This window comes from Nocardiopsis quinghaiensis, assembly GCF_008638365.1.
Classification (GTDB): Bacteria; Actinomycetota; Actinomycetes; order Streptosporangiales; family Streptosporangiaceae; genus Nocardiopsis; species Nocardiopsis quinghaiensis.
In genome coordinates this window covers 78,542-91,627 of sequence record NZ_ML703341.1, presented here as the reverse complement: position 1 = coordinate 91,627, position 13,086 = coordinate 78,542, and the positions used below count along the sequence as shown (strand labels likewise).

At 72.2% G+C, this 13,086-nt stretch carries 13 protein-coding genes; 8 read left to right on the top strand and 5 right to left on the bottom strand.

Annotated features, from left to right (window positions below):
* The 5 genes from FYX01_RS04050 to FYX01_RS04030 form a co-directional block, all read left to right on the top strand.
* Nucleotides 1-755 (top strand): substrate-binding domain-containing protein (locus FYX01_RS04050; protein WP_150237689.1); only part of this gene is annotated, 755 nt, incomplete at its 5' end.
* Between the two features lie 10 nt (nt 756-765).
* Nucleotides 766-2,388 (top strand): FAD-dependent oxidoreductase, encoded by a 1,623-nt coding sequence (locus FYX01_RS04045; protein ID WP_150237670.1) that lies wholly within the window; start codon nt 766-768, stop codon nt 2,386-2,388.
* Between the two features lie 70 nt (nt 2,389-2,458).
* Nucleotides 2,459-4,642 (top strand): hydantoinase/oxoprolinase family protein, encoded by a 2,184-nt coding sequence (locus FYX01_RS04040; RefSeq protein ID WP_190394169.1) that lies wholly within the window; start codon nt 2,459-2,461, stop codon nt 4,640-4,642.
* Nucleotides 4,639-5,304, top strand: a complete 666-nt coding sequence (locus FYX01_RS04035; RefSeq protein ID WP_150237668.1) for a hypothetical protein — start codon at nt 4,639-4,641, stop codon at nt 5,302-5,304. Before FYX01_RS04040 ends, FYX01_RS04035 begins: the two co-directional genes overlap by 4 nt.
* Nucleotides 5,301-6,653: a transporter gene (locus tag FYX01_RS04030; RefSeq protein ID WP_150237666.1), complete on the top strand. Its 1,353-nt coding sequence runs from the start codon at nt 5,301-5,303 to the stop codon at nt 6,651-6,653. Before FYX01_RS04035 ends, FYX01_RS04030 begins: the two co-directional genes overlap by 4 nt.
* A gap of 99 nt (nt 6,654-6,752) precedes the next feature.
* Here FYX01_RS04030 and FYX01_RS04025 read toward each other — a convergent pair whose 3' ends face one another.
* Entirely contained in the window at nt 6,753-7,208 is a 456-nt protein-coding gene (locus FYX01_RS04025) for an ATP-binding protein (protein WP_150237665.1), read from the bottom strand.
* 322 nt (nt 7,209-7,530) lie between these two features.
* Here FYX01_RS04025 and FYX01_RS04020 point away from each other — a divergent pair, with 322 nt between their 5' ends.
* The 3 genes from FYX01_RS04020 (at nt 7,531) to FYX01_RS04010 (ending at nt 9,003) form a co-directional block, all read left to right on the top strand.
* The gene (locus FYX01_RS04020) at nt 7,531-8,367 is read left to right on the top strand and encodes a helix-turn-helix domain-containing protein (RefSeq protein ID WP_150237664.1); all 837 of its coding nucleotides are present in this window, start codon (nt 7,531-7,533) and stop codon (nt 8,365-8,367) included.
* A complete protein-coding gene (locus FYX01_RS04015) occupies nt 8,364-8,534 on the top strand; it encodes a DUF397 domain-containing protein (protein WP_150237663.1) in 171 nt (56 codons plus the stop codon). The genes FYX01_RS04020 and FYX01_RS04015 overlap by 4 nt, the downstream gene beginning before the upstream one ends.
* A 97-nt stretch (nt 8,535-8,631) precedes the next feature.
* On the top strand, nt 8,632-9,003 hold the full coding sequence (locus FYX01_RS04010; RefSeq protein WP_190394168.1) for a VOC family protein: 372 nt from the start codon (nt 8,632-8,634) through the stop codon (nt 9,001-9,003).
* 36 nt (nt 9,004-9,039) lie between these two features.
* On the opposite strand, the gene FYX01_RS04005 is transcribed toward FYX01_RS04010, so the two are convergent.
* Genes FYX01_RS04005 through FYX01_RS03990 form a run of 4 tightly spaced genes read right to left on the bottom strand, consistent with a single transcriptional unit; the run spans nt 9,040 to nt 12,999 of the window.
* The gene (locus FYX01_RS04005; protein WP_150237662.1) at nt 9,040-9,873 is read right to left on the bottom strand and encodes an ABC transporter ATP-binding protein; all 834 of its coding nucleotides are present in this window, start codon (nt 9,871-9,873) and stop codon (nt 9,040-9,042) included.
* Nucleotides 9,870-10,928 carry a FecCD family ABC transporter permease gene (locus FYX01_RS04000; RefSeq protein ID WP_150237661.1) on the bottom strand — a complete coding sequence of 353 codons (1,059 nt, stop codon included), beginning with the start codon at nt 10,926-10,928 and terminating at the stop codon, nt 9,870-9,872. Before FYX01_RS04000 ends, FYX01_RS04005 begins: the two co-directional genes overlap by 4 nt.
* Nucleotides 10,925-11,968, bottom strand: coding sequence for a FecCD family ABC transporter permease (locus tag FYX01_RS03995; protein WP_150237660.1), 1,044 nt, complete (start codon nt 11,966-11,968; stop codon nt 10,925-10,927). Before FYX01_RS03995 ends, FYX01_RS04000 begins: the two co-directional genes overlap by 4 nt.
* Entirely contained in the window at nt 11,965-12,999 is a 1,035-nt protein-coding gene (locus FYX01_RS03990) for an iron-siderophore ABC transporter substrate-binding protein (protein ID WP_150237658.1), read from the bottom strand. Before FYX01_RS03990 ends, FYX01_RS03995 begins: the two co-directional genes overlap by 4 nt.
* Between the last annotated feature and the right edge of the window lie 87 nt (nt 13,000-13,086).

Below are 13,086 nucleotides of genomic sequence, written 5' to 3'. Positions count from 1 at the left end.
GGCGGGTCCTGCGTCTGGGCCCCGGGCCGCCCCGCGGGGGGGGGCGGGCGGACGACCCCGCGGCGGTGCGGCGCGTGCGCGCCGCCGACGGCTGCCTGTTCTTCGGCCGCCACGTCCCCGAGGAGCCCATCCGCCGCCTGGCCGAGGACGGGTTCCCGTTCGTCTACATCGGCCGCCGCGACGAGCCCGGCATCCCCTACGTGGGCGCCGACTACGTCTCGGCCTCGGCGCAGGTCGTGGCGCGACTGGCCGCACTGGGCCACCGCGAGCTGCGCTACCTGCGCGAGCACGACGAGGCCCCGGCCTCGGCCGACCGCGAGGAGGGCGTGGTACGCGGCGCCCGCGCGTCGGGGACCGACCCCTCCCGCCTGGTCGTGCGCACCGACGGATCGGACCTGGACGACCTGCTGCGCCGCTGGCTGGACGAGGGCGTCACCGCCGTCGTGGTCGAGCAGACCGACACCGGCGCGGCCCTGGACGGACTGGGGGCGGCCGTGGACCGGGCCGGGCTGCGCTGTCCGCGCGACCTGTCCCTGGCCCTGCTCGGCGCGTCGACCGGGACCCGGGGGCACGCCCCGGGAGGTGGCGCGGCCTACGGCGGGTTCGACGTGCCCATGCGCGCGATGGGCCGCGACGCGGTCCGTCTGCTGCTGGAACTGATCGCGGGCGCCCACGGGGAGCCTCCCCGGCGCCTGCTGCCCTGCGAGCCGGTGGAGGGCGGCACCGTCGCCGCGCCCCGGACACGAGACACCTGAAAGGCGCAAGATGACCGAGACCAGCACAGAGATCCTCGTCGTCGGCGGGGGCCTGGGCGGGGTGGCCGCGGCCCTGGCCGCCGCCGACTCCGGGCGCCGCGTCGTGCTGACCGAGGAGACCGACTGGATCGGCGGACAGCTCACCTCGCAGGCGGTGCCGCCCGACGAGCATCCGTGGATCGAGCGGTTCGGAGCCACCGGGTCCTACCGGCGCCTGCGCGAGGGCATCCGCGACCACTACCGGCGCGCCTACCCGCTCCGCGCCGAGGCGACGGCCTCGCCCACCCTCAACCCGGGGGCGGGCCGGGTCAGCAAGCTGTGCCACGAGCCCCGGGTCGCCCTGGCGGTGCTGGAGGAGATGGTGGGCCCGCACCGCGCGGCCGGGCGCGTCACCGTGCTGCTGCGGCACCGGCCCGTGGAGGCCGTGACCGACGGCGACCGGGTGGCGGCCGTGGTCCTGGAGGACGAACGGGGACGGCGCCACACCGTCAGCGCCGCCTACGTCCTGGACGCCACGGAGAGCGGCGACCTGCTGCCGATGGCGGGTCTCGACCACGTCACCGGTGCCGAGGCGCGTTCGGAACACGGTGAGCCGCACGCTCCCGAGGCGGCCGACCCGGCCAACCTGCAAGGCATCACCTACTGCTTCGCCGTCTCCCACCACGAGGGGGAGGACCACACCGTCGAGCGCCCGGCCATGTACGACTTCTGGCGCTCCTACAAGCCCGACTTCTGGCCGGGGCCGCTGCTGGGCTTCTCCGCCCCCGACCCGCGCACCCTCGAACCGGTGGGGCGCACCTTCGTCCCCAACCCCGGCACCGACCCCCTGGCGGTGGACGCCGACCAGAGCGCCGACGCGGGGGACAAGGAACTGTGGGGATTCCGGCGCATCCTGGCCCGGCGCATGCACCTGCCCGGCGCCTTCGACTCCGACATCACCCTGGCCAACTGGCCGCTCAACGACTACTGGCTCAGACCGGCCCTGGAGATCGAGGGGATGGTGGACGCCGAGGCCGTCCGCCAGGCACACGAGGAGGCCCGCCAGCTGTCCCTGTCGGTGCTGTACTGGCTGCAGACCGAGGCACCCCGCCCCGACGGCGGCACAGGCTTTCCGGGGCTGCGGCCCCGGCCCGACGTCACCGGTGCCGAACTGGGCCTGGCCAAGGCGGCCTACGTGCGCGAGTCGCGCCGTATCCGCGCGGTCACCACCGTCACCGAGCACGACGTGTCCCTGGACCTGCTCGGCCCGCACGGTATCGTGCGCCGCCACGACTCGGTGGGTGTGGGCAGCTACCGCATCGACCTGCACCCCTCCACGGGCGGCGACAACTACGTCGACGTCGCCAGCGTCCCGTTCGAGATCCCGCTCGGGGCGCTGCTGCCCGAACGCGAGACCAACCTGCTCCCCGCCGCCAAGAACATCGGCACCACCCACATCACCAACGGCTGCTTCCGGCTGCACCCCGTCGAGTGGAACATCGGCGAGGCCGCCGGCCGGCTGGCCGCCTTCGCCCTGGAGCACGGCACCACACCGCACGCCGTGCACGCCAAGGACGAACTGCTGGAGGGCTTCACCTCCCTGCTGGACCGCACCGGCGTCGAGCGCCACTGGCCCGACGTCCGCGGCTACTGACCATCCCCATGGGGGTGGGCGGCCGAACCGTCCCGGCGCGCCCACCCCGACTCCCCACAGAAGGGGCGACATGAGCGACCCATCCCCATCCCCCACACCGGGCCCCGTGCGCATCGGCATCGACGTCGGCGGAACCTTCACCGACGCCGTGGCCGTCAGCGCCACCACCTACGCCCTGCTCGGGCAGGTCAAGGTCCCCACCAGCCACGACCACGCCGACGGGGTGGCCCACGGCATCATGACCGCGCTGGAGGGCCTGCTGGACGACATCGGCGTGAGCGCCGACGACGTCGGCTTCCTGGCCCACGGCACCACCCAGGCCACCAACGCCCTGCTGGAGGGCGACGTGGCCACCATCGGCATCGTCGGCGTCGGCAGCGGCTACGACGCCTTCGCCACCGGACGGCTGCGCTCCCTGGGCAGGCTGAGGCTGGACTCGGGCCATCCGCTTCCCGTGCGCTACTCCGCGCTGCGCGACCCCGACCGGGAGGGGGCGGCGCTGGCCAGCGTCGACCGGGTACTCGCCGAGGGCGCCGAGGTCGTCGTCGCCGTCGAGCCCTTCAGCGTGGACGACCCCCGCGGTGAGCTGGCCGTACTGGAGGCGGCCCGCACCCGCGGGGTGCCCGTCACCGCCACCCACGAGATCACCCAGCTCTACGGGCTGGGCAAGCGCGCGCGCACCGCCGCGCTCAACGCCGGGGTCATGCCCCGCATGCTCCAGACCGCCGACCTGGTCGAGCGCAGCATCCACAAGGCCGGGGTCACCGCCCCGCTGATGGTGATGCGCTGCGACGGCGGCGTGATGTCCCTGCCCGAGATGCGCCACCGGCCCCTGCTGACCGTGCTCTCCGGACCCGCCGCGGGCGTGGCGGGCGCGCTCATGGGCGAGAAGGTCAGTGAGGGCGTGTTCCTGGAGACCGGCGGCACCTCCACCGACATCAGCGTCATCCGGCGCGGCCGCGTCCAGATCCGCCACGCCCGCCTGGGCGGCAAGGAGACCTACCTGTCGGCGCTGGACGTACGCACCGTCGGCGTCGGCGGCGGCTCCCTGGTGCGCGTCGGCGGGGGAGAGGGACCCGGACGGGCGGACCTTACCGACGTGGGCCCGCGCAGCGCCCACATCGCGGGCCTGCCCTACGCCTGCTTCGCCGATCCGGCCGAGCTGGAGGGCGCCCGCCTGGTGCGGATCAGCCCCATGGCGTCCGACCCCGGCGACCACGCCGTCCTGGACACCGGGAGGCAGCGCTTCGCCCTCACCGTGACCTGCGCGGCCAACGCCGCCGGGCTGGTTCCCGAGGGTGACTACGCCCGCGCCGACGCCGGCGCGGCCCGCGCCGCGCTGGCCCCGCTCGCCGAGGCCCTGGGCACGGGTGTGGAGGAGGCCGCCCGCGCGGTACTGCACAAGGCCACCGAGCGCGTCGCCGAGGTGGTGGAGGAGCTGGTGGGCGACTACGGCCTGGACCGGCAGGTGTGCGCCCTGGTCGGCGGGGGCGGCGGCGCGGCCACCGTCACCCCCTACCTGGGTCGGCGCACCGGCCTGGCGGCACGCATCGCCGCGCACAGCGAGGTCATCAGTCCCCTGGGGGTGGCGCTGGCGCTGGTACGGGAGTCGGTGGAGCGCATCATCCCCGGCGCCACCCACGCCGACGTGCTCGCGGTGCGCGCCGAGGCCGAGCGGGCGGTACTGAGCCAGGGCGCCGACCCGGCCGGGATCGAGGTGGACGTCACCGTCGACCCCCAGCGCAACCTCGTGGCGGCCGTGGCCACGGGAGCCACCGAACTGCGCACCAAGGACCGCACCGCCGGCGCCGACGACGAGACCGCACGTGCCGCCGCCGCCGACAGCCTGGGCGCCGGCCCGGGCGAGCTGACCGAGTACGCCTCCACCGGCCAGTACCGGGTCCTGGGGCTGGTGCGCAGGCCCAGGGGGCCGCTGGGCCGCCTCGCCCGCGAACGCACCCATGTGCGGGTGGTCGACGCCGAGGGCGTGGTGCGCCTGCACAGCGCCGACGCCCGGGTGGACACGCTGGTGGCCGCCGAGGCCGAGGGGCGGATCAAGGACCTGGTGGAGGAGCGCACCACCTACGGCGACGGCGGGGCCCTGCCGCCGGCCGTGTGGCTGCTGCTGGGGCCCAAGCTCGCCGACCTGTCGGGCGTGCTGGACCCCGGGCACCTGGTCGCGCTGGCCTCGGCGGAGGTCGCCAGGCGCGCCCCCGACGAGCGGATCGTCGCGGTGATGGAGAAGCGCCGATGAGCGCGCCCACGGCACTGGCCGAGCAGTACGCGCGCATCACACGCGCCCGCGACGAGGACCTGGCCGCCGACCTGCTCGCCCTGACACCCACGCACGAGGGCCGCGACCGCGACCGGCTGCGCGCCTGGGCCTCCGCCGCACTGCGCTTCGGTGAGCGGATGGCCGACGAGGACGCCGGGGAGCCCGGGGGCACCGCGGCCGTGGAGGTGTCGGAGAGGGCCACCGGCGGACTGCGTCCGAGGGAGGTCCTGCTCGCCGAGTTCGTACACCGCTCCGCCGGGGACCGGGTGGTCGTCTACACCGACGCCCTCGACTACGCCCACCGCGTCGCCCGCGCCGCCGGGTGGGGCCGCGACTACACGCGCGCGGCCCTGCGCGGGACCGCCCTGGCCCACGAGCACGCCCACCGGATGCTGCACGACGGACGCGGCCGGGCGCTGCTGCGCGAACTCGACCACGTCGTCCTGCGCCTGGGGCCGCTGCGCCTGCGCGGGCACGTGGTCGGAGCCGACGAGATCGCCGCGCACGCCTACGCCCGCCGCCGCGCGGGGCTGCGCCGCAGCCCGGTCGCGCTCACCGCGGCGATCGCCGCCACCCTTGCCCACCGGGGCCCGGAACCGGACCGGACAGCCCCACGAACCTCCCCCGGAGAGTGCCCGTGACCGCCTTCGGAATCCTTCTCGCCATGGCGGTGGGCGTCGGCCTCATGCTGACGCGCCGCCTGCCCACCGCCTTCGCCCTCGTCCTGCTCTCCGTCGCGATCGCGCTCATCGCGGGAGCTCCGCTCACCGGCGAGGAGGGCAGCGTCCTCGGAACCGTCGTCCAGGAGGGCGCCCCGCGCCTGGCCGCGACCATGGTCGCCATCCTCCTGGGCAGCTGGCTGGGCACGCTGATGTCCGAGGCCGGGATCGCCTCCACCCTCGTGCGCAAGATCGTGGAGTTCGGCGGTGAGCGGCCCTCCCTGGTCGCGGTCGGCGTCTTCGCCGTCGCGATCCTGTGCGGCAGCATCACCGGGTCGGCCCCCGCGGCGATGCTCGCCGGTGTGGTGGGCATCCCCGCGATGATCGCGGTCGGGGTCACCCCCACCGTCGCCGCGGGGACGGTGCTGGTGGGTATCGCCGCCGGACTGCCCCTGGAGCTGATCAACTGGCAGTTCCTGTCCGACGCCATCGGCGTGCCGGTCTCCACCGTCCAGCACTTCCAGCTGCGCATGTTCCCGATCGCACTGGCGGGCGGGCTGGCCTACATCCTCATCGAGATGCGCCGCAAGGGTGCCCGGCACACCTGGGCGGTACGGGTCCCGGCCGGATCGGGCGCGGGGGGAGAGGAGACCGGTGACAGGGGGTCCGGGACGCCCCCGAGCCGCCGTGAACGGGCCGCGGAGCGGCGCAGGCGCCGCGGGGACGCACCCTGGTACGCGCTCGTCACGCCGCTGGTGCCGATCGTCCTGGCGCTGGGGCTGGAAGTGCCCATCGTGCCCTCGCTGCTCGCGGGGGTGGTCTTCGCGCTGGTGACGGCCGTGCCGTGGCGGGAGATGTCCTCCACCGCGCTGCGCACGCTCTACCGGTCCTTCGACGTGGCGGCACCGCCCATCGTGCTGTTCATCGCGATCGGCATGCTGCTGGCCGCGGTGAACCTGCCCGGGGCCGTCTCGGCGCTCACCCCGGTGGTCACCGCGATCAGTCCGAGCAACCCGTGGCTGTTCGTACTGGTCTTCGCGGTGCTGGTGCCGCTGAGCCTGTACCGGGGGCCGATGAACATCTTCGGGCTCGGCGCCGGGGTGGCCGGTGTGCTGATCTCCGGGAGCATCTACCCGGCTCCCGCGGTCCTGGGACTGATGGCCTCCTACGGGCAGGTGCTGGGGGTGTCGGACCCCACCAGCACGCAGACCGTGTGGAGCTCGCAGTACGCCGGTGTGCGCCCGGAGAGGTCGATGCTGTCCACGATCCCCTACACCTGGGTGGTCGCCGTCGCGGGGCTGGTACTGACGGTGTTCCTCTACCTGCTCTGAGGGTCCCGTTCCGGGTCTTCGAAAGCGTGGCGGGAGTCCTGCACGAGGACTCCCGCCACACCGCTTCGGGGGCCGCGGCCGAGCCGTCCCGGCTCCAGCTCACGAGGGTGGGAACATCGCCCGGACGGTGAGGGGGCCGCCCGCGTGGCCCAGCCAGTCCCAGTACAGGGAGAGGGACTCGACCAGGCGCAGGCCGTGGCCGCCGATCGGCAGGGGGCCGACGGGGTCGGCGACGCGGGGGAAGCCGATGCCGTGCCCCGGCCGGGGGCCGTTGTCGGTGACGCGGAGTTCGAGGTGCAGGCGGGTGCGGAGGAGTTCCACGCGGACGGTTCCGCCGGTGTCACCGCTGGCGGAGTGGCGTTGGGCGTTGGTGACCAGTTCGGAGGCGGCCAGGCTGATCCGGTCGGCCAGTCCGGGCCGGGCACGGCTGGAGCGGGCGGCCCAGCGGCGGGCGACGGCGACGTGGCGGGGATCGGGGCCGAGCAGGATGCCCGCCGTGGTGGGGCTGGGGCACAGACGCCGTGGAAGTTCGGGGAGTCGGGTGGTGGACTGCACTTGTCTCACCTTCTGGTTTTGTCGGCCAGGTGGGCCTACGCCTCGGAACCGCTGGACCCGGTCCTGAGGCGCTTTTCTTGCGATGAAGATGTATGTATTCCATCCTTAACCCCACAAAAGGGATAAGGATGATGTGGCTGTTCCGCTGTGGCGGCGGAGCGGCCCAGTCCACCCCGCATCCCAGGGGGTCTTCCTGGCCGGCGTGGGTGGAACGCCCTGGCCCGAGGAGCGGTTGAGCATTCAATCTTGTAGGCACAACTATGCACAAGTGCAGGTCAGTGGTCTATGGAAACATTGCAACTGTTCTTTCGGGGATTTGTGGGTGGCACTGAGTTGCGTTTTGTTGTTGAATGTTTTCATGGTCGAAGGTTCTCGGGGCAAGTGGATGCCTTTTGGTAAAGAGGTTCGAAGGCTCCGTGGTGAACTGGGTCTTTCCCTGTCCGAAGTCGGTAGGAGGCTTGGAGTCACCGGCTCCATGGTGGGCGCGATTGAGCGGGCCACACGTGTCCCCAAGCGCAATCATGTGGACAAATTGGATGCCCTGTATGCAACCAACGGCGAGCTGCTTAATTTTTGGAAGGACACCCTTCAAGAGGGTCGCGTCCATGAGGACTTCCGTGATGCTCTGGCACTGGAGAAGAAAGCCGGGCATATCAGGGAATATCAGTCAATCCTGTTCCCCGGCCTGGTCCAGACTCCTGAATATGCTCGTGCGCTCATTCGAGCCCGAAGTCCGCAAGCGAGCACGGAGGAGGTTGAGGAGCTTGTCAGGGCGCGCGTGTCCCGGCTGGAGGATCTCAGGCGGACGACTCTCTGGTTCATCGTTGACGAAGTCGTCATGCGTCGTCCCATTGGATCGGTGGATGTGTTGGCCGACCAGCTCGACTGGATAGCGAACCTGGTTCAGCGCGGCAGCATCCGGATCCAGGCGCTGCCTTTGGAAGGCAACCCGGGACTGTGCGCACCGTTTCGCCTGGTCACTCTGAACAAGCACAGGATGGTGCTCTACGCCGAGCACGTTGTCGGGGGCGAGATCCTGGAGAAGCCCGAGCTTGTCAGCGAGACGTTGACCCTCTTCAGTGCCATGCAGGCCGAAGCACTATCGTCCCAAGCGACGCTTGAGCTGATCACACAAGTCAAGAAGGAGCTCCAGGCATGACCGACTGGCACAAGTCCAGCTACAGCGACGGCCGGGGTGGGAACTGTGTCGAAGTCGCCGAAGGAGCGGTCACCGGTGTCCGTGACACCCAGAATCGTGAACAGGGACGCCTCGACGTCCCCGCCGTCGAGTGGACCGCCCTGGTCAGCGCAGTGCGCGGTCGGTAGCACCCCCACATACACGACCGGCCTCCCACCGTTTCCCCCTCCTCCTGGTGAGGGACCGGTTCGCGTGGTTGTCGGTGCGCGGTCCTAGGGTGCCCGTATGGGAAGCCGAATGCAGGTGGTCGCCATCGACGCGATCGACATCAGGACCGTGGCCGCGTTCTGGAGCCGGGTGCTGGACTGGCCCGTCGTGGAGGAGGCCGAGGACGGGATCAGCCTCGCACCGGCCGGGGGAGCGGCCCCCGGAATCGACGTGTTCTCCGTGCCCGAACGCAAGACCGTCAAGAACCGCCTGCACCTGGACCTGAGCGTCACAGGCGGGCTGACGGTCGCCCAGGAACTGGAACGGCTGCTGGAACTGGGCGCGGTGAAGGCGGACGTGGGACAGCCCCGGGACGCCCGGTGGACGGTGCTGGCCGACCCCGAGGGCAACGAGTTCTGCCTGCTGCACGGACACGACGACGCCCGCTGACCCGCTGCCCCTCCGGAAGGCCCCGCCCGCGTCCCCTCACCCGCTCTCCGCCACCTGTCTCTCCTCCGCCACCGCGCCGTGGTACCTGCCGATGGGAAGCATGAGCGGTTTCCCCGACGTGGGATCGGTGATGATCTCGCTGCGGAGCCCGAACACGGTCCGCACCGTTTCGGGGGTGAGCACCTGCTCGGGCGTGCCCGCGGCGTGGAGCCGGCCGGACGCGAGCGCGATGAGGTGGTCGGCGTACCGCGCGGCGAGGTTGAGGTCGTGTAGGACCATCACGATCGTCGTCCCGAGCGAGCGGTTGAGGTCGGTGAGCAGGTCGAGGACCTCGACCTGGTGGCTGACGTCGAGGAACGTGGTCGGCTCGTCGAGAAGGAGCAGGTCCGTTCTCTGGGCCAGGGCCATGGCGATCCAGACGCGCTGGCGCTGCCCTCCGGAGAGTTCGTCGACGGGCCTGTCGGCGAGGTCGACCGTCCGCGTCACCTCCAGGGCGTCGGCCACGGCCTCGTCGTCCTCCCTGCTCCAGCGGGAGAGCATCCTCTGGTGGGGGTGCCGTCCCCGCCCGACGAGGTCGCTCACGGTGATGCCCTCCGGAGCGATCGGTGACTGCGGGAGCAGGCCGAGCGTGCGTGCGACCTCCTTCGACGGAAGACGGTGGACCTCCCTGCCGTCGAGGAACACGTGCCCGCCCCGGGGCGCGAGCAGCCGCGACATCGAGCGGAGCAGGGTGGACTTGCCGCACGCGTTGGCACCGACGATCGCGGTGATCCGTCCGGGCGGGACGGCGAGGTCGAGGGACTCGATGACGACGTGGTCCTTGTAACCGAGCGTCAGTTCCTCGACGAGGAGCGAATGGGCCGTGGTCACAGGGAGCCTCCCACGCGGTTGGTGCGGACGATCAGGTAGACGAGGTAGGGCGCGCCGAGCACACCGGTGACGACCCCGACCGGGTAGCGGGTCCCGAAGGCGAACTGCGCGCACAGGTCGGCGGTCAGGACCAGCAGAGCCCCGACCAGCGCGGAGGGCACGAGCAGGGAGCCGTTCGGCCCGACGAGGCGCGCCGCGATCGGGCCCGAGAGGAAGGCGACGAAGGCGATCGGCCCCGCCGCGGCGGTCGCGAAGGCGATGAGCCCCACCGCCCCGACGATCGCGACGAGCCGGGTGCGGTCCACGCGCACGCCGAGGGCCGACGCGGTGTCGTCGCCCAGTTGGAGCGTGGCGAGGTTGCCCGACTGGTACAGGAGTACGGGGGTGAGCACGAGCAGCGCGACGACGACCGGGACGACCTTGTCCCAGGTGGCGCCGTTGAGGCTGCCGGTCAGCCACCGCATCGCCTCCTGCAGGTCCCACTCGGCGGCCTGGTCCAGGATGTAGGCGGTGACGCTCTCGAGCATGGCCGCGATGCCGATGCCGATCAGGATGAGGCGTGTCCCGGTGACCCCGTCCTTGAAGGACAGCACGTACACGACCAGGGCCACCAGCAGGCCGACGACGATCGCGAAGACCGACACCCCGGTCTCACCGAGCGAGAGCACCACGATCGCGAACGTCGCCGCCGCGCTCGCCCCCGCGCTGATGCCGATGATGTCCGGGCTGGCGAGGGGATTGCGCAGCATGGTCTGGAACGTGACGCCGGAGAGCCCGAAGCACAGCCCCGCCGCCACCGCGAGCGCGGCCCGCGGCAGCCGGAGCCGTCCGACGGTGAACGAGGCGCCCGGCACGTCCTGTCCCAGGACCACCCGCACGACGTCGCCGGGCGGATAGAAGGTCCGCCCGACCATCAGGGTCAGGGCGAACACGAGGACGATCGAGGCGGCGAGGACCACGATCACGGTGCGCCGCCGGTGCGCGCGGCGGACCCGGCCGCGGGTGACGGTCCCGACGGTGGAGGCGCTCCCGGTCTCGACGGTGGAGGTGCTCACAGTGCACGGACCTTCTGACGGCGGACGATGTGGATGAAGAACGGGGCGCCGATCAGCGCGGTCACGATCCCCACGTCGATCTCCCCGGGGCGCGCCACGACGCGGCCGACCACGTCCGCCGCGGTCAGGAGGGCGGCGCCGCCGAGCGCCGAGAACGGGATCAGCCACCGGTGGTCGACACCCACGAGCAACCGGCACACGTGCGGGACGACGAGGCCGACGAAACCGATCGGCCCGGTGACGGCGGTGGTCGCGCCGCACAGCACGACCGCGCCGAGGAAGGCCGCACCCCGCGCTGCCGCGACGCGTTCCCCCAGGCCCGCGGCGAGGTCGTCGCCCAGGGCGAGGAGGTTGAGCGCCCGGGCCGACAGCAGGCAGACGAAGAACCCGGCCGCGAGGAACGGGAGCGCCTGCGTGATGCTGTCGAACGTCCCGCCGCCCACGCCGCCGATCTGCCAGGACCGGACCCCGTCGGCGATGTCGTTGCGCGGGAGTACGACGGCGCTGATGAACGACGCCAGGGCGGCGGAGATCGCCGCGCCGGCGAGGGCGAGTTTGAGCGGCGTCGCTCCGCCCCGCCCCAGGGAGCCGATCGCGTAGACGAACACCATGGTCAGGCCCGCGCCGGCGATCGCCGCCCAGATGAAACCGGTCGCGGACGCCAGACCGAAGTAGGCGATACCCGTGACGACGGCGAGCGAGGCCCCCATGTTCACGCCCAGGATGCCCGGGTCGGCCAGCGGGTTGCGGGTCACACCCTGCATGACCGCGCCGGCCACGCCCAGGGCGGCACCGGCGAGAACGGCCAGCAGTGTCCGGGGGATCCGCTTGGCGACCGCCGCCTGGTCGAAGCCCTCGGCCGAGCCGCCGAACGCCGCCACGACGGCCGACCAGGGCACGTCGCGGGAGCCGACGGTGACCGAGGCGAACATGAGCGCGCCCAGCACGCCCAGCACGGCGAGCAGCCAGAGGGTCCTGCCGCGCCTCGGGCGCCGCACGACGGCGGCGCCCGGGACGGCGGGTGAGGTGTCCGTCGTCACTGCGCCTCGTCGGCTGCTTCGGCGAGGAGCGACAGGTAGTCGTCGAGGACCCACGAGATCGACAGCGGAGTCGGGTTCGCGGCCGTGCCGAGGGGGCTGTCCCCGGGGAGGTTGACGATCGAACCGTTCTCCACCGCGGGCATCTGCGACAGCAGCGGGTCGCCCTCCAGCGCGCTCACGAGTTCGTCGCCGCCGTAGGTGACGATGATGTCGACGTCGTTGAACGCGTCCGCCTGCTCGGCGCTCTGGCTCAGGGAGAAGCGGTCGGTGCTCTCCGAGGCGGTCGCGATGCTCTCCGGGGTCGTCAGCCCGAGGTCCTCGAAGAACATGGCCCGGGTGTCGTGCGTGGTGTAGAAGCTGACCTCGCTCAGGTCCGTGGTGTCCACGTGCGTCAGGAACATCGCCGAGCCGCCCTCGATCCGCGGGTGCTCCGCGACCGACTCCTCGATCTCCTGCTCAAGGGAGGCGATGATCTCCTCTCCCTCGTCCTCCATGCCCAGGGCCTGGCTGTTCAGTTGGATCATCTCCCGCCAGGGCGTTCCCCAGGCGGTCTCGGGGTAGGCGACGACGGGAGCGATCTCGCTCAGCGTGTCGTAGTCCTCCTGGGTCAGCCCGGAGTAGGCGGCGAGGATCACGTCCGGCTGGGTGTCCGCGACCGCCTCGAAGTCGATCCCGTCCGTCTCGTCGAACAGCACCGGTGTCTCCGCGCCCAGTTCGTCGAGCTTCTCATCGACCCACGGGAGTACGCCGTCGCCGTTGTCGTCGCCGAAGTTGGCGGCGGCCATACCGACGGGCACGACGCCCAGGGCCAGCGGGACCTCGTGGTTGGCCCAGTTCACCGTCGCGACCCGCTCGGGCGCGGTCTCGATGGTCGTCGTGCCGAGCGCGTGCTCGATGGTGACGGGGGTCCAGTCTCCGGAGCCCCCCTCCTCCCCGCCGGAGGAGTCGGCGGAGGACGAGGAGCAGGCTGCGAGTCCGACGGTGAGCAGCGCTGCCGTGCCGAGCGCGGCCAGCCTTGAAACGCGGGACATGGTTTCCTTCCCATTGCGGCCGTGTGGCCTCAGCCATGGCGGTGCCATGGTGCGGCTCCCGCACCGCCCGTGGCGCACGCGGGGGCG

What these genes read in the sequence shown, in the direction of transcription:
- FYX01_RS04015 (WP_150237663.1), top strand. Translation starts at nt 8,364, where the DNA reads ATGACCGACTGGCACAAGTCCAGCTACAGCGACGGCCGGGGTGGGAAC.
- FYX01_RS04040 (WP_190394169.1), top strand. Translation starts at nt 2,459, where the DNA reads ATGAGCGACCCATCCCCATCCCCCACACCGGGCCCCGTGCGCATCGGC.
- FYX01_RS03990 (WP_150237658.1), bottom strand. Translation starts at nt 12,999, where the DNA reads ATGTCCCGCGTTTCAAGGCTGGCCGCGCTCGGCACGGCAGCGCTGCTC.
- FYX01_RS04045 (WP_150237670.1), top strand. Translation starts at nt 766, where the DNA reads ATGACCGAGACCAGCACAGAGATCCTCGTCGTCGGCGGGGGCCTGGGC.
- FYX01_RS04010 (WP_190394168.1), top strand. Translation starts at nt 8,632, where the DNA reads ATGGGAAGCCGAATGCAGGTGGTCGCCATCGACGCGATCGACATCAGG.
- FYX01_RS04035 (WP_150237668.1), top strand. Translation starts at nt 4,639, where the DNA reads ATGAGCGCGCCCACGGCACTGGCCGAGCAGTACGCGCGCATCACACGC.